Below are 17,176 nucleotides of genomic sequence, written 5' to 3' on the forward strand. Positions count from 1 at the left end.
CCACACCGCCCCCGCGCGCGGGGGGGCGCGCGCCGCCCCCCGCCCCCCCCCCCCCCCCTCCCTCCCCTCCGGGCGCGGCCCTGTCCGTCACGACCGGGGCAGCACCACGACATACGCGGCCGGATCGCGGTCGTTCGCGGCCATGAGAGCGGTCCGCACGACCGTGGCCTGCTGTTCCATCGCGTCCCTGAGCTTTCGCGGGGTCATGTGGACGACGGTGATGCCCAGCCGCTCCAGATGCTCGCGCCTGCGGGTCCGCTCGGACGCCCGGGTGTCGTCCGCGTCCTGGAGCGGGGTCCGGGTGTCCAGCTCGACCGCCACCGCCTGCTCGGGCCAGTAGGCGTCGAGCGCACCGAGGTGCGGGCCTCCGGGCAGCCGCAGGTCGACGTTCCAGACCGGGTCGGGCAGTCCGTGTTCGAACACCATCCGGTACAGCCGGTTCTCCGCGATCGCCCTGCCCTCCGCCACCAGCGAGTCCACGGCGTCCACCACGTGCGGGCGGTCGAGCAGCCGGGCCGCCGTCAGTTCCTCCACGACCGAGCGCGGTTCGCAGTAGCCGCGGCGCACCGCCTCCGTCAGCAGCGCGCGCACGGCCTCCGCGTCGGTGAGCTCCGCGACCGCGTCGGCCAGCGCGCGGGGGACGGCGGCGACCGGCACTCCGGCCACGAACACGGGCGCCGGCAGCACGGTCGTCCGCACGATGCGGACAAAACCGGCCGAGCGCAGCCGGCGCAGCCGGGGGACGAGCACGTCGATCGTGCCGAGGGAGGGCAGGGGCGGGGTGCAGGAGAAGCCGTGCAGGGCCAGCGCCGCCAGGCCGGTGATCAGCGCGTCCGCGGAGGGCCGGTGGGCGCGCGGCTCCGGGGAGCCGGGCTGGGCGGGGACGCGGGGTGCCGTGCGGGCGGAGGGGGGACGGGCGGTGTAGAGCAGCGCCGCGTGCAGCCGCTCCTCGGGCGTGGGCGGTCCCGGACGCAGCAGGAAGACGCCGGGAAGGATCCGCTGCCAGGGCCCGCCGGGCCGGCACCGCTCGTTCGCGTCCGCGGCGGTCACACCGTGCTCGCGCAGCCGGGCGGTGGTCAGGACCCGCTCCCGTACGGGGGACGAGGGGCGGAGGGTGCGGGGGGAGATGGGGGTGCTGTGACTCATGGTCCGGGGTTTTCCGCCGGGAAGCCGTCTTCTAACGGCTGTTACCCGCCCGTCGGCGAATCGGGACAACCACTCCCGGAAGCACGCGCGTTCGACCGGGGAAAGACCCTGGTCCGGGCGCGTGTTAATAGGGGTTACGGCTGTGAATACCTGCATCTCGTAACCAATGCGCGGATCGGATCAGTCAACCAATGCGGGGATCGGATGAGTCGACGGAGTCGCGGATCGGATGAGTCCACCGATGCGCGGATCGGATGAGTCACCGATGCGGGGGTCGGATGAGTCCACCGATGTGCGCATCGGATCAATCGCCCCCTGCACGCATCGGATCAGTTCACCGGAGATGGCACGGGGCCGCTTCACCGGAGGTGTCACCAGGTCTCTTCACCGGGGACGGCACCGGGTCTCCTACCGGTGGACGTGGCGGTCCGGCGGAGACTCCACCGCTCGGCCCGGCTCGCCGGGGAGGGCACCGGACGCCCGTGGCGCCGGTGCCCTCCCCGGTCAGGTCCGCGTCGGACAGGTGATCAGCCCGCGGCGGCGATGTCGCGGGCCTGCCCCCGCAGCGCCCGCGCCAGATCGTCCCGCGACTCCAGCACCAGCCGCCGCAGCGCCGGCGGCGCGTCCTCGTGCGCCGCGAGCCAGGCGTCCGTCGCGGCCAGGGTCTCCGGGGAGTCCTGGAGCGCGGGGAACAGGCCCCTGACCACGTCCATGCCGATCTGGATGGACCGCCCCGCCCAGACCCGCTCGATGGCGGCGAAGTACTTCGCGGTGTACGGCTCCAGCAGGTCCCGCCGGGACGGCTGGCCGAAGCCGGAGATCGTCGCCTCGACGAGGGCGTTGGACAGCGCGTCCGACTCCACGACGGCCGCCCAGGCCTGCGCCTTGACCGCGGCCGAGGGCCGGGCGGCCAGACAGCGGACCTGGTGCCGCTTGCCGGACGCCGTGTCGTCACGGGCGAGTTCGGCGGCGAGGACCGACTCGTCGGCGGCGCCCCGCGCGGCCAGCGGCTCCAGGAACGCCCAGCGCAGCTCCTGGTCGACGTCGAGACCGTCGATCTTCGCCGTCCCTTCCAGCAGACCCCGGAGGAGCTGGAGATCGGCCTCGGAGGAGGCGACGGCGGCGAAGAAGCGGGCCCAGGCGAGCTGGTGCTCACCGCCCGGCTCGGCGAGCCGCAGTTCCTTCAGCGCGCCCTCGGCGAGCAGCGCTCCGCCCTCCTCGCGCCAGTCGGGCGCCGCGTAGTTCACCAGCGCGGAGTTCGCCCAGGCCTGCAGCATCTGCAGGACGCCGATGTCGGACTCGCGGCCCGCGAAACGCAGCACCAGGGCGATGAAGTCCCGGGCGGGCACGATCGCGTCGCGCGTGAGGTTCCACAGCGCCGACCAGCACAGCGCCCGCGCGAGCGGGTCGGTGATCTCGCCGAGCGCGTCCCGCAGCGTGGCGAGCGAGCCCTCGTCGAAGCGGATCTTGCAGTACGTGAGGTCGTCGTCGTTGACGAGGACGAGCGCCGGGGCCTCCGCGCCCGCGAGCTCGGCGACGACCGTGCGCGGCCCGTCGACGTCCACCTCGGCGCGCGCGTACCGCACGAGCGGACCGTCGCCGTTCTCACGGTGGTACAGGCCCACGGCCACGCGGTGCGGGCGCAGTTCGGGGTGGGATTCGGGCGCGTCCTGGAGCACGGCCAGCTCGGCGATCCGGCCCTCCGCGCTCAGGATCACCTGCGGGGTGAGGGAGTTGACGCCAGCGGTCTGGAGCCAGGAGCGGGACCAGGCGGCCATGTCCCGCCCACTCGTCTCCTCCAGGGCGGACAGCAGATCGCCGAGGCGGGTGTTCCCGTACGCGTTCCGCTTGAAGTAGCGGCGGGCGCCCTCCAGGAAGGCGTCCTGTCCGGCGTACGCCACCAACTGCTTCAGGACGGAGGCGCCCTTGGCGTAGGTGATGCCGTCGAAGTTGAGCTTGGCGTCCTGGAGGTCACGGATGTCGGCCGTGATCGGGTGGGTGGACGGGAGCTGGTCCGCGCGGTAGGCCCAGGCCTTGCGGCGGTTGGCGAAGGTGATCCAGGCATCGGTGAAGCGGGTCGCGCCGACGTTCGCGAACGTGCCCATGAAGTCCGCGAAGGACTCCTTCAGCCACAGGTCGTCCCACCAGACCATGGTGACGAGGTCGCCGAACCACATGTGCGCCATCTCGTGCAGGATGACGTTCGCCCGCGCCTCGTACGACGTCTGCGTCACCTTGCCGCGGAAGATGTACTCCTCGCGGAAGGTGACGAGCCCCGGGTTCTCCATCGCGCCGAGGTTGTACTCGGGCACGAACGCCTGGTCGTACTTCCCGAAGGGGTACGGGTAGTCGAAGTGGTCGTGGAAGAAGTCCAGGCCCTGCTTGGTCACCAGGAACACGTCGTCGGCGTCGAAGTGGGGGGCCAGGCCCTTGCGGCACATCGCGCCGAGGGGGATCTCCAGCGTCGTACCGTCGTCGAAGACGCGGGAGTAGGAGTCCGTCACATAGTGGTACGGGCCCGCGACCACCGCGGTGATGTACGTCGAGATCGGCTTGGTCTCCGCGAACTTCCACACGCCGTCCGCGAGTTCGCCGGCTCCGTTGCTCCAGACGGTCCAGCCCTCCGGGGCCCGCACCTCGAAGCGGAACGGAGCCTTGAGGTCCGGCTGCTCGAAGTTCGCGAAGACGCGCCGAGAGTCGGCGGGCTCGTACTGCGTGTACAGATACACCTCGCCGTCCTCGGGGTCGACGAAGCGGTGCATGCCCTCGCCGGTACGGGAGTAGGCGCACCGGGCGTCCACGACGAGCTCGTTCTCGGCGGCCAGGTCATCCAGGCGGATCCGGGAGCCGTCGAACACCTCACCCGGGTCGAGGTCCCGCCCGTTGAGCGAGACGGCCGTCACGCTCGGCGCGAGCAGGTCCGCGAAGCTCGCCGCGCCCGGCTCGGCGCAGCGGAAGCGGAGCGTGGTGACCGAGCGGAAGGTGCGGGGCTCGCCGCCCGCCCCGCCGGGTTCCGTGTCCCCGACGGCCGAGCGCAGGTCGAGGAAGACGTCGTAGCTGTCGACGGACAGCAGTGCCGCCCGCTCCTGGGCCTCGTCGCGGGACAGATTCTCACCGGGCACGGCTGCACTCCCTCATGGCGTCATAGACATGTGCGAACAGGGCCGATCCTGCCATGTGCTCCTTACGTCGGGCAGCGCGGCGGCGGCGACACAGGGGAATCCCCATGGCGACCCTGGAATCGCACGGATGCGCGGGAATGGTGCGGGCGCGTGCCGGTGTTCCCCCGGGAAAGACCGCGTTCCGAGGAGAGCCATGCCCGAGCAGACCGCTCAGACCAGTTCCGGCAAGACCCCCGTCGACTTCTGGTTCGACCCGCTGTGCCCCTGGGCCTGGATGACCTCGCGCTGGGTGCTGGAAGTGGAGAAGGTCCGCGACATCGAGGTCCGCTGGCACATCATGAGCCTCGCCGTCCTGAACGAGCCCAAGCTCGACGAGCTTCCCGACCAGTACCGCGAGATGCTCGCGACCACGGCGTGGCAGCCCGTCCGGGTGGTCACCGCCGCCTGGCAGAAGCACGGCGACGACGTCCTCGGCCCGCTGTACACCGCGCTCGGCAACCGCTTCCACAACGACGGCGCGGGCCCGACCAAGGAGGCGATAGCCGGCGCCCTCGAAGAGGTGGGACTGCCCGCCGACCTGATCGACTACGCCGACCAGGAGGACTTCGAGTTCGACGCCGAACTGCGCGCCTCCCACAAGGAGGGCATCGACAAGGTCGGCCAGGACGTCGGCACCCCGGTCATCGCCGTCCCCGGCTCCGACGGTGAGCAGCTCGCCTTCTTCGGTCCGGTCGTCACCCCCGCGCCCAAGGGCGAGGACGCCGCCAAACTGTGGGACGGCACGCTCCTGGTCGCCTCGGTGCCGGGCTTCTACGAGATCAAGCGCACGCGTACGGCGGGACCGGACTTCAGCAACCTGTAGGACGTCCGGGCCTTCCGGGACCGGCCCGGTCCCGGAAGACCCGGATCCGGTTCCGCGCCGCCGGACTTCTCGTGGCGCGCCCACGGGCCCGGCCCGACCTGGATACTGCGGGCTCATGAGTACTAGGAGCCGCAGTACGACCCTCCTCCTGGCCCGGCACGGGCAGACCGTCTGGCACGCGGAGAACCGCTACGCCGGAGTGAGTGACGTCCAGCTCACCGAGGAGGGCCGCGACCAGGCGGAGGCCCTCGGCCGCTGGGCCGCCGCGCACCCCGTCGACGCGATCTGGACCTCGACCATGTCCCGTGCCGTCGCCACCGCCGAGCCCGCGTGCCGCGCCCTCGGGCTGGTCGCCCGGCGTGAACCCGCCCTGCGCGAATGCGACTTCGGGGTGCTGGAGGGCCGTACGCTCGCCGAGTTCGAGCTGGAGAACCCGGTCCGGGCCAAGGCGTTCCGCGCCGATCCGGTGTCGTATCCGTTCCCCGAGGCGGAGGATCCCCGCACGGCGGCGGCCCGCGGGACACGCGCCCTGCGCCGCGTCGCCGAGGCCCACCCCGGCGAGCGCGTGCTGGTCGTCGCCCACAACACCCTGCTGCGGCTCGTGCTGTGCGCCGCGCTGTCCATCCCGCTCGGCGAGTACCGCCGCGTCCTGCCGGGCCTGCGCAACGCGGCGATCACCGAACTCCGGGTGGAGGACGGGGCGGCCGCTCTGCTCTCGCTGAACGTGCCGGTCGGGCCCTGACGGACGGACGGCCCCCGCGAGGGGGATCCTCGCGGGGGCCGCCCCGTCGTCCGCCGTCCCTCGTCCGCCGTCCTCGGGTCGCCGTCCGTCACACAGGCCGGTACTGCGTCACGCGGCCACCGACGTGTAGTGCGAGGCGTCTCCCTCGATCGAGTGACTCTCCTTGCCCTCGATGCCGACCGGCACGTCACCGGCGACCGTCACCCGGTGCAGCCGGCGGGGCAGGTCGTCGTAGTTGTCGATCGCGTAGTGCTGGGTGATCCGGTTGTCGAACAGGACGAGCTGGTTGGGGGACCAGCGCCAGCGCAGGATGTTCTCGGGCCGGGTGACGTACGCCTGGAGCAGGTCGAGGATCTTGCGGGACTCGCCCACCGACAGCCCGATGATCCGCTGCGCGAACCCCCCGATGAACAGACCGCGTTCGCCGGTCAGCGGGTGCACCCGGACGACCGGGTGCGCGGTGCGGAACTTGATGGACGTGAACTGGGCGCGCTGCGCGGCCTGTTCCTCGTCGATGTTCTCGTCCGGCACCGCGTAGTCGTAGTCGTTGGTGTGCTCGGCCCACAGGGTGTCGGCGAACGCGCGCAGCGGCTCGGGCAGATCGCGGTAGGCGGCCGCGGAGTTGGCGATGAGGGTCTCACCGCCGTACGGCGGCACGGTGATGCTGCGCAGGGTGCTGGCCTGGGGCGGGTTGAGCACGAAGGTCACGTCGGTGTGCCAGTGGTTGGCACGGCCCCGCTCGCTGTCGACCGGCAGCACGTTCGGGGCGCCGTCCACGGCGGGCACGGTGGGGTGCGCGGTGGTGAGGTCGCCGAAGTGGCGGGCGAAGGCCTGCTGGCCCTCGTCGTCCAGGTCGACGTCGTCGAAGACCAGCGCCTTGTGCTCGTTGAGGGCGGTGCGCAGGGCGGCGGCGGTGATGTCGTCCAGGGGCTTGGAGATGTCGACGCCCAGGACACGGGCACCGATGTGCGCGGTGACCTTCTGGATCTCGATGTCGGACATGGCTACGGGTCCTTTCGGTTCGGCCGTTCGGGGAGTCGGGATTCGGGGACTACGGGCTCGGGAGTACGAGCGGGGTCAGGCGAGGGCGGACGCGGTCGCCGGGGCGGAATCCGGGGCGGAATCCGGGGCGGAATCCGGTGCCGGTGCCGGTGCCGGTGTCGGTGTCGGTGTCGGTGTCGGTGTCGGTACGGATACGGGTGCGGACGTGGGTGCGGGGAGCGCGGACGCCGTCGCCGTCGCGTACCGGTTGGCCGGGCGCGGAAGCCCGTAGCGCTCCCGCAGGGTCTGCCGGGGCCCGTACTCCCGGCGGAGCAGACCCCGGTCGCGCAGGATCGGCACCACGTGGTCCACGAAGAGGTCGAGGCCGGACGGCAGCACGGCGGGCATGATGTTGAATCCGTCGGCGGCGCCGCCGCGGAACCACTCCTCGATCGCGTCGGCGACCTGTTCGGGCGTCCCGGCGAAGGTCAGATGGCCCCGCCCGCCGCCGAGCCGGCCGATCAGCTCGCGGACCGTGAGCCGCTCGCGCCGGGCGAGTTCCACGACGAGGGTGTAGCGGCTCTTGGCCCCCTCGATCGCGCTCTCCGGCGGCAGGTCGGCGGGCAGCTGCGCGTCGAGGCGGAGGGTCCCCGGCTCCAGGTGGAGCAGATGCTCCAGCCGGTCCACCCCGTGCTCGTAGACGATGTGGTCCTCCAGGACCCGCTCCTGGGCGCGCGCCTCCGCCTCGGTCGAGCCGATGACCGGGACGATGCCGGGCAGCACCTTGATGTGGTCCGGGTTCCGGCCGGCCCGCTCGGTACGGGACTTGAGGTCGGCGTAGAAGTCCTGGGCGTCCGCGAGGGTCTGCTGGGCGGTGAACACCGCTTCCGCGTACCGGGCCGCGAAGCGCTTGCCGTCCTCCGAGGAGCCCGCCTGCACCAGAAGCGGGTGACCCTGCGGTGTGCGGGGCACGTTGAGGGCGCCCTCCACACTGAAGTACGTCCCCTTGTGGCGCGCGGGATGGATCTTGCCGGGGTCGCCCCAGACGCCCGCCGCCTTGTCGGCGACGACGAGGTCGTCCTCCCAGCTGTCCCAGAGCTTGAGCGCCACGTCCAGGAACTCGGCGGCGCGCCGGTAGCGGGTGGCGTGCGCGGGCTCGTCGTCGAGGCCGAAGTTGCGGGCGGCCTCCGCGCCCGCGGTGGTCACGATGTTCCAGCCCGCGCGGCCGCCGCTGATGTGGTCGAGGGAGGCGAGTCTGCGGGCCAGGTTGTAGGGGGAGTTGTAGGACGTGGAGGCGGTGGCGATCAGGCCGATGTGCTCGGTCGCGGTGGCCAGCGCGGTGAGCAGGGTGATGGGTTCGAGCGCGCCGGACGGGCGCTGTCCCACGCTGTTGAACAGCACGGGGCCGTCGGCGAGGAAGAGGGAGTCGAAGGTGCCGCGTTCGGCGATCCGCGCGAGCCGCACGTAGTGGGCCGCGTCGACGTGGGCGTACGGGTCGCTCTCCGGGAGCCGCCAGGAAGCCTCGTGGTGGCCGGTGCTCATCAGGAAGGCGTTGAGATGGAGTCGGCGCGGGCTGGTCACAGGTGCTTCTCCTTCTGGTGCACGGACACGCCCTGCCCGGCGCCGCCGTCCGCCGTCGCTTCCGGTGCGGTCGCGGTGTGTGCCGCCGCCCCGGGTTCCGTCCTCGCCGCGCCTCCTGTCACGTCCTCGGTCACCCCGAGCGCGTTCAGCAGTCGCTCGCGGTATTCGCCGAGCAGGGGATCGCGGTACGAGCGGGGGTGCGGGCGGTCGATGGTCAGGTCGACGCCGATACGGCCGTGGTCGAGCACGAGCACCCGGTCGGCCAGCACGATCGCCTCGTCCACGTCGTGCGTGACGAGCAGCACGGACGGCCGGTGGCGCTCCCACAGTTCGCGCAGCAGCACATGCATACGGATCCGGGTGAGCGCGTCCAGCGCCCCGAACGGCTCGTCGGCCAGCAGCAGTTCGGGTTCGCGGACGAGCGAGCGGGCCAGGGCGGCGCGCTGTGCCTCGCCGCCGGACAGCTCGTTGGGCCAGGCCCGTTCGCGCCCCGCGAGCCCCACCTCCACCAGGGCGGAGCGGCCCCTCTCCGCGGCCTCCCGTCCGTCCGCGCCCAGCAGGACGTTGTCGAGGACGCGGCGCCACGGCAGCAGCCGGGAGTCCTGGAAGACGACGGACACCCTGTCCGGGGCGGTGAGTTCCCCGCTCCCGGCGACGCCGTGATCGAGGCCGGCGATGGCGCGCAGCAAGGTGCTCTTGCCGGAGCCGCTGTGGCCCAGCAGGGCGGTGAACTGGCCCGCCGGGAGGTCGAGGTCGACTCCGTCGAGGACCGTGCGGCCCTCGAACGACCGGGTGAGCCCGCGCAGCCGGACCGTGTCGGAGCGGGTCAGCTGCTGAGCGTGCGTCGCCATGACAGCACCTTTCGTTCGACGAGACGAACCGCGCTGTCGGAGACGAGCCCGAAGATGCCGTAGATCAGCAGGCCGACGAGGATGATGTCGGTCCGGCCGTAGTTCTGGGCCTGGAACATCATGTAGCCGAGGCCGCTGGTGGCGTTGATCTGCTCCAGGACGACCAGGGAGAGCCAGGAGCCGGTCACGCCGAGCCGGAGCCCGACGAAGAAGCCGGGCAGCGCGCCGGGGATCACGATCTCCCGGATGAAGCGGAGCCTCGACAGCCCCTGGACCTCGGCGAGTTCCACGAACCGGTGGTCGATGCCGGACAGGGCGGAGTGCAGGTTCAGATAGATCGGGATGTAGACGACGATGGCGATGATCGCGATCTTGAAGGTCTCGCCGATGCCCAGCCAGAGGATGAACAGCGGGATCAGGCCGAGGGTCGGGATCGCCCGGTTGAGCTGTACGGTCCCGTCGATCAGCGCCTCGCCGACGCGGCTGAGCCCGGACGCGAGGGCGAGGAGGACACCGGCGGTCAGGCCGAACGCGAAGCCGTATCCCGCGCGCTCCAGGGAGGTCAGCACATCGGTGGGCAAGGTGCCGTCGGTCCAGAGGTGCCCGGTGGTCTTCAGTACCGTCCACGGCGCGGGGATCGCGCCGGGATCGAGCTGTCCGGCGGCGGACGCGACGGCCCACAGGGCGAAGAACAGCGCCGGACCGATGAGCCGGGAGGCGGGCAGCCGCTTGCCGGGCGCGAGACCACGCCGCCGGGCACGGGGAGTCCGCCGCGACCGGCGGTCACCGGTTCCGGCCCCGCCGACAACTTGCGCCGCCGTTGGGTCCGTCTCGCCGACCGCTTGCGCCGCGGCCGGCTCCGTCTCGGCCGCCGCTGTCCCGGTCTCGGTCCCGGGCGTGGCCGGAGCCGCTGTCCCGTTCCCGTTCCCGTTCCCGGGCGTGGCCGGAGCCGTGGTCCCGGTCCCGTTCCCGGATGTGGCCGGAGCCACGGCCCCGGTCTCGGTCCCGGGTGCCGCCGTGGCCGTGGCGGCGGACTCGGTGTCGGGTGCGGCCGTGGCGGCGGAGTCGGTGTCGGTTGTGTCCGGTGCCGCGGTCGTCGTCGTCGTGGTCCTGGTCGTCATGGCCGTCACTTCCGGTATTCCGCGGGTACGGCCCTGGCGGCGATGGCCTCGAAGCGCCGGTCGAAGAGCGAGCCGACCTTGAAGCCCTTCACGAAGCCGCCCTCCGCGAGCAGATCGGCGGTCTCCTGCTCCCACTTGACGGCCTCGTCCCAGCTCGGCGGGAACAAGGGCTTGTTGGCCAGGGCGGTGATCGCCTGTGCCTGCGGGAGGGTCAGGTTCTGCGTCTTGACGTAGAACTCCTCGTTCCAGGCGTCGGGGTGCTCGTACGCCCACACCTGGCCCTTCGCCCAGCGCGGGATGTACGCGGCGACCGCGGCCGCCTTCGCGCGGTCGGCCAGCACCGACGACGGCGCCCAGAGCAGGTTGAGCAGGTCCACCACGTCGGTGGTGATGGTGTGGGCGCCCTTGGACCCGTACTGCTTGAGATAGGCCGGTGCCTGGCTGTTCGCGAGCGGGGCGATGTCCACCTGGCCCGCCTGGAGCGCCGTGAGGAACTGGTTGCTGGTCAGAGGCACGAGGTTCACGTCGTCGTAGGCGAGGCCGGCCTGTTTCAGGGCGCGCAGCAGGACGACACCCTGCGCCTGCCCCTGGGAGAAGGCCAGCTTCTTGCCCTTGAAGTCCTGGACGACCTTGATGTCGCTGCCGGGCTTCGTGGCGAACAGGTAGTTGGGCTTGCGGGTGATGTTGATCGCGACGATCTTCGCGTCGAAGCCCTGGAAATGTGCCTGGATCGGCGGGATGCCCGCGTTGTTGCCGAGGTCCAGGGACTTGGCGCGGAAGGCGTTGATGACGTCGGGTCCGGCGCCGATGTTCACCCAGTCGGAGACGGTGAACGGCAGCTCGGACAGCCCCGCCAGCTTGAACTGGAGTTCCTGGACGCCCTGGTACGAGGCGATCGCCAGCTTGGTCCCCTGCGGCACCTTGTCGGCCAGAGGTGCCGACAGATCCCCCTGGGAGCGGCTGCCGGCCGCGTCGGCGTCGGCGCAACCGCTCAGTCCGGCCGCCGCCGCGGCGCCGAGGAGGGTGGAGAGGAACACGCGCCGGTCGACGCCGGACGCGGACAGGGGAGAGGAGGAACGCGTGGACCGTACGGACAGTGGTGGCATGGAAGGACTCCGGGGATTCCAAGTGGCGGGATGGCGCGCGTAGTTCCGGGCAGGGCGAAGCCGGGAGGGACGCGGGCGCGCCGAAGGGACACACGCCGGTGGCGTGCCTGAAGAGACGGGCGATCAGGGCGACGGCAGCCGAACGGCCCGCGCTGCGAAGGGCGTTGGCCGGCCGATCCATGGGGAGGCGTGACGCGTGAGGGCGTGGCGGCGGCCGGGCGGCCCTCGGGCGAACCCCGCGCTCCGGCGGATCAGCCGGAGAGGGGACCGGCCGGCCGGCGGACCGGCGCGTCAGCGGATCGGCGTCTCAGAAGATCGGCGACACGGTGCCGGTGACGAGACGTCAGGGGCGACCGGTCAGCGACAAGAGGTCAGCAACAACGTGTGCGTGCGACCCGCATCAGGTCGACCACACGGCACTTGGTGAGCGGAACCTGCACCCGCGCGCTGCTCATGCACATGATGCTCCTGTCCGGGAACGAACCCTGTCAACATTCCGACTTTCTGAATTAATTAGCGCCCGGTGAGCGGCCCGGAGAGCCCAGCGGGTCGCGGTACAGGACGTCGAGCACGACCGATCCGCCCGCCACGGCGAGCACCGCATCGGGGAAGCTGGTGGGGACGACCGCCGACGCCCGCTCGGGTCCCACCGCCTCGCGCAGCGCGTCCAGGCAGTCCTCCCGGTGTATGGCGCCTATCTCGGTGACGACGACCGTCTCCGGGTTGAGCACGTCGAGCAGCAGCCCCGCCGCCCGCCCGACCATCCGCGACCGCTCCGTCAGCAGCCCCACGGCCAGCGGGTCGCCCGCGGCCGCCGCGGAGACCACGTGCATCGGGTTCGAGCCGTCCGTGACACCGAGTTCCCGGGCCCGCCGGCACAGCGTCCGTTCGCTCAGCTCGGCCTGGAGGCACCCCGTCCGGCCGCAGTCGCACCGCTCCGAACCGCCCGGCAGCGGCAGATGGGCGATCGCGCCGGCCTGCGAGCGAGGTCCGTGGTGCACCTGGTCGTGGGTGGCGAAGGCGGCGTCCACCACATTGCCGGCGAACAGATGCAGCACGCTCCGGCTGCCCCTGGCCCGCCCGAACAGCCGCTCCCCGTTGACCAGCGCCCGCGCGTGGCCGTCCACATGGACCGGCAGCCCCGTGCGCGCCCCGATGATCTCCCGGACGGCCACGTCGTGCCAGCCCAGCAGCGGGTGCTCCACGATCGTGCCGGACTCGGCGTCCACCCAGCCGCCCGCCGCCACACCGACGCCGAGGGCGGTACGGCCGGGGACCCCGGCGAGGAGCACGGTGATCGCGTCGGCGGCGTTCGCGAGGACCTGGCCCGGCTCGGTGCGCTCGTGCCGCAGCCGCTTCTCGGTGAGGACCCGGCCGCGCAGGTCGAGCAGCGCGACGGTCGTGTACGGCACGGCCACGTGCACCCCGCCGACCACGAAACGGGAGCGGTCCAGGTCGACCGGGAGATGCGGCCGCCCGACCCCGCCCGACCGGAGGGGCGTGGCGGCCTCCCGGATCAGGCCCCGTTCGGTGAACCGTGCGCAGTAGTCGGTCACCGACGCCGGGGAGAGCCCGGTCAGCCGCGAGATGGTGCTGCGGGCGACCGGCCCGTGCTCCAGCACCGAGCGCAGGATCACGCTGGCGCTCGCCCGGCGCCGGTCGAGGACGGGGGAGGGAGGGGACAGGGAAGGGGGTGCCACCGTACTGGCCATGGAGTTTCATCCTCGGGAGCTGGTCCGGCCGAGCGCCGTCACGTACGCCACGCCGCGACGGGCGCGGCATGACCTGGTGTGGTCCGCTGTGGTCTCGTCCCGGCGGGCCGGATCCGCTCCGCCCCGCCTCAGGAGGGGTGGCGACAGGTGGCGGTGCCCTGGCGTCGCAGGTCGACGTAGCGACGCGACGAGAAGTTCAGGGCCTGGGGAACCATGGGGTGAAGGGTAGGGGCTGGCAGGGGGACCTGCCAGAGGCGCCCAAGGACCGGACACCGCGTCCGCCCGGCGGGGAAACGACCGACGGGGTCTTTGGTGAGTCTCCACAGTCCCGCCCCTGAACAGCCCCGTAGCGAAAACGACTTCACCTCAGTGACCAGCATCACCTTCGGGCGGGTGTACCAGGCACTCTTTGTAAGGAGCCCACCAAGTCGTTGATCCGTGCTTTGTCGAGCGCTGACGGTGATCACCCGCGGGCCCCTGGGATAGCGTCGCCGTGTTCCGACCTGTCCTTCCCCCGGGCCCACCATGGGCCGAGGGGGCAACCCCTGTTCGCCGGAGTCCTCATGAGCACCGCTGTCGCCACGCCCTCCCGCCCCGGCGAGGTCCTCGCCGACCTTCTTCCGGCCTCCCGCGTCCGTGACGCCGCCCTCGTGCTCGGCGGTGCCGCGCTCACCGGTCTCGCCGCGCAGATCTCGCTGCCCGTCCCGGGTTCCCCGGTGCCGGTGACCGGTCAGACCTTCGCCGCGCTGCTCGTCGGCACGGCGCTCGGCGCCCGCCGCGGCTTCCTGTCGCTCGCGGTGTACGCGCTCGTGGGCATGGCCGGCGTCCCGTGGTTCGCGCAGGGCAGCTCCGGCGCCTCGGCCCCGTCCTTCGGCTACATCCTCGGCATGCTGCTCGCGTCGACCGTCGTGGGCGCCCTCGCCCGCCGCGGCGCCGACCGCTCCGTGCTGCGCATGGCGGGCACGATGCTGCTCGGCGAGGCGATCGTCTACGCGATCGGCGTTCCCTACCTGGCCCTGGCCACCGGCATGTCGGCGAGCGCCGCCGTCGCGGCGGGTCTCACCCCGTTCCTGATCGGCGACGCTCTCAAGGCCGCCCTGGCGATGGGCATCCTGCCCACCGCGTGGAAGCTCGTCGACAAGAAGTGACGCCCACGCCGGTGAGGCGATGACGACGAGGCCCGCCAGGCCGGTTTCCGGCCCGGCGGGCCTCCGCGCGTTCCCGGCCGGTGCCGTGCCCGGCGCTCAGTGTTCCCGCCGCGGCCTGCGGCCGGCCCACCACAGCCCCGCCGCTCCGGCCGACATCAGTGCCGCGCCCGCCACGCCGAGCGGCACGACCTCTCCCGCGGGCCCCGTCTTCGGCAGCCGGTCGCCGCCCGGTGCCACCGGCTTGTTGTCGGTGCCTAGCAGCAGCGGCGTCGCCGGGGCGTTCGGGGACGGATTCGTCGTACCGAACGGGACCGGGCCCTGCTGCCAGTACGTCTTCTTCCCGTCGCCCGTCTGGACCGGAAGGCAGATCTTTCCGGTCCCGCTCAGATCGAACGTCGCCTCGACGTCGTACGTCTTCGATTCGCCAGCGGCGAGCTTCCCCGTGGAACAGATGAAACCGCTGTTCGACCCCTTGGGGAGATTCTTTTCTGCCATGGCGGTGCAGCCCTCGACGTTCTTGACCTTCAGGCCGTCGAATCCGACCACCAGCAGCCTGATATCGCCGCTCTCCTTGGTCCCCCCGTTCTTCACCGTGGCGGAAATGGCCGTCTTTTGAGTACTGTTGTCGACCGAGATCTTCTCCGGCAGCAGCGTGGTCACTTTCACGCCCGCCGGGGCTTCGTCCACCGCCTTTCCGCCCTTGCCGCTCCCCGGTCCCCTGTCGTCCGCGACGGCGGAGTGGGAAAGGATCATCACGGTCGAGAAACACGCCGTGAGCAGGGATCCCGTAATGGTGGTCGTCCGACGAGAACTCATGTTCGCCCCCCTTGGCTGCGCCTGAATTCGCAGTACTTGAAGAGGTACCACAAGATTTCTCCGCACTATGCTGGTACAGCCTGAAGTGTGACCATTGTGGTTCGGCTGTGACGGACGATTGTGGCTGATGTTGAGGGGGTGCAGAGAATGTCGGCGAATGTACAGGGTGGTGTTCCGGGATTATTGGTGACCGGACGTTATCGGCTGGTCGAGAGTATTGGTCAGGGGGGAATGGGGCGAGTGTGGCGAGCCGCCGACGAAATGCTCGACCGGCAGGTGGCGGTCAAGGAAATGCGCATCGACGGACTCGACCCCGAGGACACCGGGACCCGCCGGGAGCGCACCCTGCGCGAAGCGAGGGCGACCGCCCGGATCGACCATCCCGGCGTCGTCCGCGTCTACGACGTCGTGGACGCGGGGGAACGGCTGTGGATCGTCATGGAACTCGTCGCCGGCCGCTCGCTCGAACGGATCGTGGCCGAGGGCGGACCGCTGGAGGCGCGCGAGGCGGCCCGTGTCGGTCTCGAACTGGTCGGGGCGTTGCGGCAGGTGCACGCCCAGGGAGTGCTGCACCGCGACATCAAGCCGGGCAACGTCCTGGTCGAGAGCGCCGGACGGAACCGCGTCGTCCTCACCGACTTCGGCATCGCCGCGCTCCAGGACGCCGAGGCCCTCACCATGGCCGGCATGCTGGTCGGTTCCCCCGACTACATGGCGCCCGAGCGGGTCTCCGGCCGCCCGCAGGGCCCACCCTCCGACGTGTGGTCGCTGGGCGCCACGCTCTGCGCGGCCCTCGGCGGCCGTTCCCCGTTCTCCCGGTCCACCACCCTCGCGACCCTGCACGCCGTTCTCTACGAGGAGCCCGCACTCCCCGCCGAGGTGGGGGAGTTGCGGGAGATCCTGGCCGCCCTCCTGGAGAAGGACCCGACCGCGCGCCCCGGCCTGGAGGAACTGGAGGCGGCGCTCGCGGACCTTGCACCTGTGCCCGCCCCGCGACCCGGCCCGGACCCCGTGGCCGGAGCCGCCGCCCAGGAGCCGGGGCCAAGCTCCGTGGCTGCCAACGCCTCCACCGAAGCCGCCTCCGGACCGCGTACGGAGCCCGGCTCCGGCGTTCCCTCCCGACAGCCCACGCTGCCCGTGCCCGTGCTGCCCGTGCCCACGCTGCCCGTGCTGCCGGAGCCGCACGAACTCCCGGAGCCCGCCGTACCGTCCGGCTCCGCGGGCGGCGGACGCCGCGGTCACGACGAGAGCCGGAGCGAGGGCCGGAGTCGCGGCCAGGACCGGGACCAGGGCCAGGACCGAAACCAGGACCGAAACCAGGACCGAAACCGGGACCGGAGCCGGAACCGGTCCGGTGCCCGGCGGCGTGGCGCGTTCGCCGCCGCCGGGGTCGTCGCGGCGGGAGCCGTCGCCTGGGCCGTCGTGGCCCTGACCGGCGGATCACCCGGCGGCGCGGGTGCCGCCACGAACTCCTCCGCGTCGACCGCCTCCGCTGCCGAAGGCCCCTCGTCCACGGCGCCCACCGTCGAGGGCACCTCGCGTCCGCCCAGCCTGCCCGCGGGAGCGCGCCGGGAGGCCGGCGGCTACGCCTGGGTGCCCCCCGAGGGCTGGCGGCGCGATCCGCAGACCGGTTCCGAGGTGCACTACACCTCGCCCGACGGCACCCAGGAACTGGCGGCCAAGTCGTCCATCGCCAGGGGGAATCTCCTGGACACCTGGACGGCCTCCGAGCGGAACGCCCACCAGGGGCAGGACTACCGGAAGATCCGGCTGGAGCAGACGATGTTCCGCGGCCGGACCGCGGTCGTCTGGGAGTACACCTTCACGCTCAGGGGCGTGAGCTGGCACGCCCGGCTGCTCGGCTTCGACACCGACGGGAAGTCGTACCAGATCAACACCTGGTACCACCAGGACATCGAGAGCGGTGCTCTCAAGGTCTACGACCGGGTCAGAGACAGCTTCACCGCGCTGTGAACAGGGAGGGGCCC

Annotated in this window: 13 protein-coding genes; 4 read left to right on the forward strand and 9 right to left on the reverse strand. The window is 71.8% G+C overall.

Annotation, left to right across the window (positions count from 1 at the left end; all coding sequences use genetic code 11):
- Positions 1-87: 87 nt before the first annotated feature.
- Both ACFXGX_RS21005 and pepN read right to left on the reverse strand, forming a co-directional pair.
- Entirely contained in the window at positions 88-1,146 is a 1,059-nt protein-coding gene (locus ACFXGX_RS21005) for a hypothetical protein (protein ID WP_384793273.1), read from the reverse strand.
- Between the two features lie 527 nt (positions 1,147-1,673).
- A complete protein-coding gene (gene pepN, locus ACFXGX_RS21010) occupies positions 1,674-4,268 on the reverse strand; it encodes an aminopeptidase N (RefSeq protein WP_384793276.1) in 2,595 nt (864 codons plus the stop codon).
- 193 nt (positions 4,269-4,461) lie between these two features.
- Here pepN and ACFXGX_RS21015 point away from each other — a divergent pair, with 193 nt between their 5' ends.
- Together ACFXGX_RS21015 and ACFXGX_RS21020 are read left to right on the forward strand one after the other, a co-directional pair.
- Complete coding sequence (locus tag ACFXGX_RS21015; RefSeq protein ID WP_355775187.1) at positions 4,462-5,130, forward strand: DsbA family protein; 669 nt, start codon at positions 4,462-4,464, stop codon at positions 5,128-5,130.
- A 115-nt stretch (positions 5,131-5,245) separates the two neighbouring features.
- The gene (locus tag ACFXGX_RS21020; protein ID WP_384793279.1) at positions 5,246-5,872 is read left to right on the forward strand and encodes a histidine phosphatase family protein; all 627 of its coding nucleotides are present in this window, start codon (positions 5,246-5,248) and stop codon (positions 5,870-5,872) included.
- A 108-nt stretch (positions 5,873-5,980) separates the two neighbouring features.
- Here the strand turns inward: ACFXGX_RS21020 and ACFXGX_RS21025 are convergent, their stop codons facing one another.
- From ACFXGX_RS21025 to ACFXGX_RS21050, 6 genes are all read right to left on the reverse strand, one after another.
- A complete protein-coding gene (locus ACFXGX_RS21025) occupies positions 5,981-6,874 on the reverse strand; it encodes a TauD/TfdA dioxygenase family protein (RefSeq protein WP_384793282.1) in 894 nt (297 codons plus the stop codon).
- 75 nt (positions 6,875-6,949) lie between these two features.
- A complete protein-coding gene (locus tag ACFXGX_RS21030; RefSeq protein ID WP_384793285.1) occupies positions 6,950-8,434 on the reverse strand; it encodes an LLM class flavin-dependent oxidoreductase in 1,485 nt (494 codons plus the stop codon).
- Positions 8,431-9,285 carry an ABC transporter ATP-binding protein gene (locus ACFXGX_RS21035; protein ID WP_384793288.1) on the reverse strand — a complete coding sequence of 285 codons (855 nt, stop codon included), beginning with the start codon at positions 9,283-9,285 and terminating at the stop codon, positions 8,431-8,433. Before ACFXGX_RS21035 ends, ACFXGX_RS21030 begins: the two co-directional genes overlap by 4 nt.
- Positions 9,261-10,406: an ABC transporter permease gene (locus tag ACFXGX_RS21040; RefSeq protein WP_384793291.1), complete on the reverse strand. Its 1,146-nt coding sequence runs from the start codon at positions 10,404-10,406 to the stop codon at positions 9,261-9,263. The genes ACFXGX_RS21035 and ACFXGX_RS21040 overlap by 25 nt, the downstream gene beginning before the upstream one ends.
- A gap of 5 nt (positions 10,407-10,411) precedes the next feature.
- Positions 10,412-11,512: an ABC transporter substrate-binding protein gene (locus ACFXGX_RS21045; RefSeq protein ID WP_384793295.1), complete on the reverse strand. Its 1,101-nt coding sequence runs from the start codon at positions 11,510-11,512 to the stop codon at positions 10,412-10,414.
- A gap of 509 nt (positions 11,513-12,021) precedes the next feature.
- Positions 12,022-13,224: an ROK family protein gene (locus ACFXGX_RS21050; protein ID WP_384793298.1), complete on the reverse strand. Its 1,203-nt coding sequence runs from the start codon at positions 13,222-13,224 to the stop codon at positions 12,022-12,024.
- A 563-nt stretch (positions 13,225-13,787) separates the two neighbouring features.
- Here ACFXGX_RS21050 and ACFXGX_RS21055 point away from each other — a divergent pair.
- A complete protein-coding gene (locus tag ACFXGX_RS21055) occupies positions 13,788-14,372 on the forward strand; it encodes a biotin transporter BioY (protein ID WP_384793301.1) in 585 nt (194 codons plus the stop codon).
- A 96-nt stretch (positions 14,373-14,468) separates the two neighbouring features.
- Here the strand turns inward: ACFXGX_RS21055 and ACFXGX_RS21060 are convergent, their stop codons facing one another.
- The gene (locus tag ACFXGX_RS21060) at positions 14,469-15,188 is read right to left on the reverse strand and encodes a hypothetical protein (protein WP_384793303.1); all 720 of its coding nucleotides are present in this window, start codon (positions 15,186-15,188) and stop codon (positions 14,469-14,471) included.
- Between the two features lie 231 nt (positions 15,189-15,419).
- On the opposite strand from ACFXGX_RS21060, the gene ACFXGX_RS21065 reads away from it, so the two are divergent.
- Positions 15,420-17,162: a protein kinase gene (locus ACFXGX_RS21065; RefSeq protein WP_384793306.1), complete on the forward strand. Its 1,743-nt coding sequence runs from the start codon at positions 15,420-15,422 to the stop codon at positions 17,160-17,162.
- The last annotated feature ends 14 nt before the right edge of the window (positions 17,163-17,176 follow it).

Origin of the sequence: Streptomyces sp. NPDC059371, from assembly GCF_042751995.1 — a bacterium.
In the GTDB taxonomy this organism is placed as follows: Bacteria; Actinomycetota; Actinomycetes; order Streptomycetales; family Streptomycetaceae; genus Streptomyces.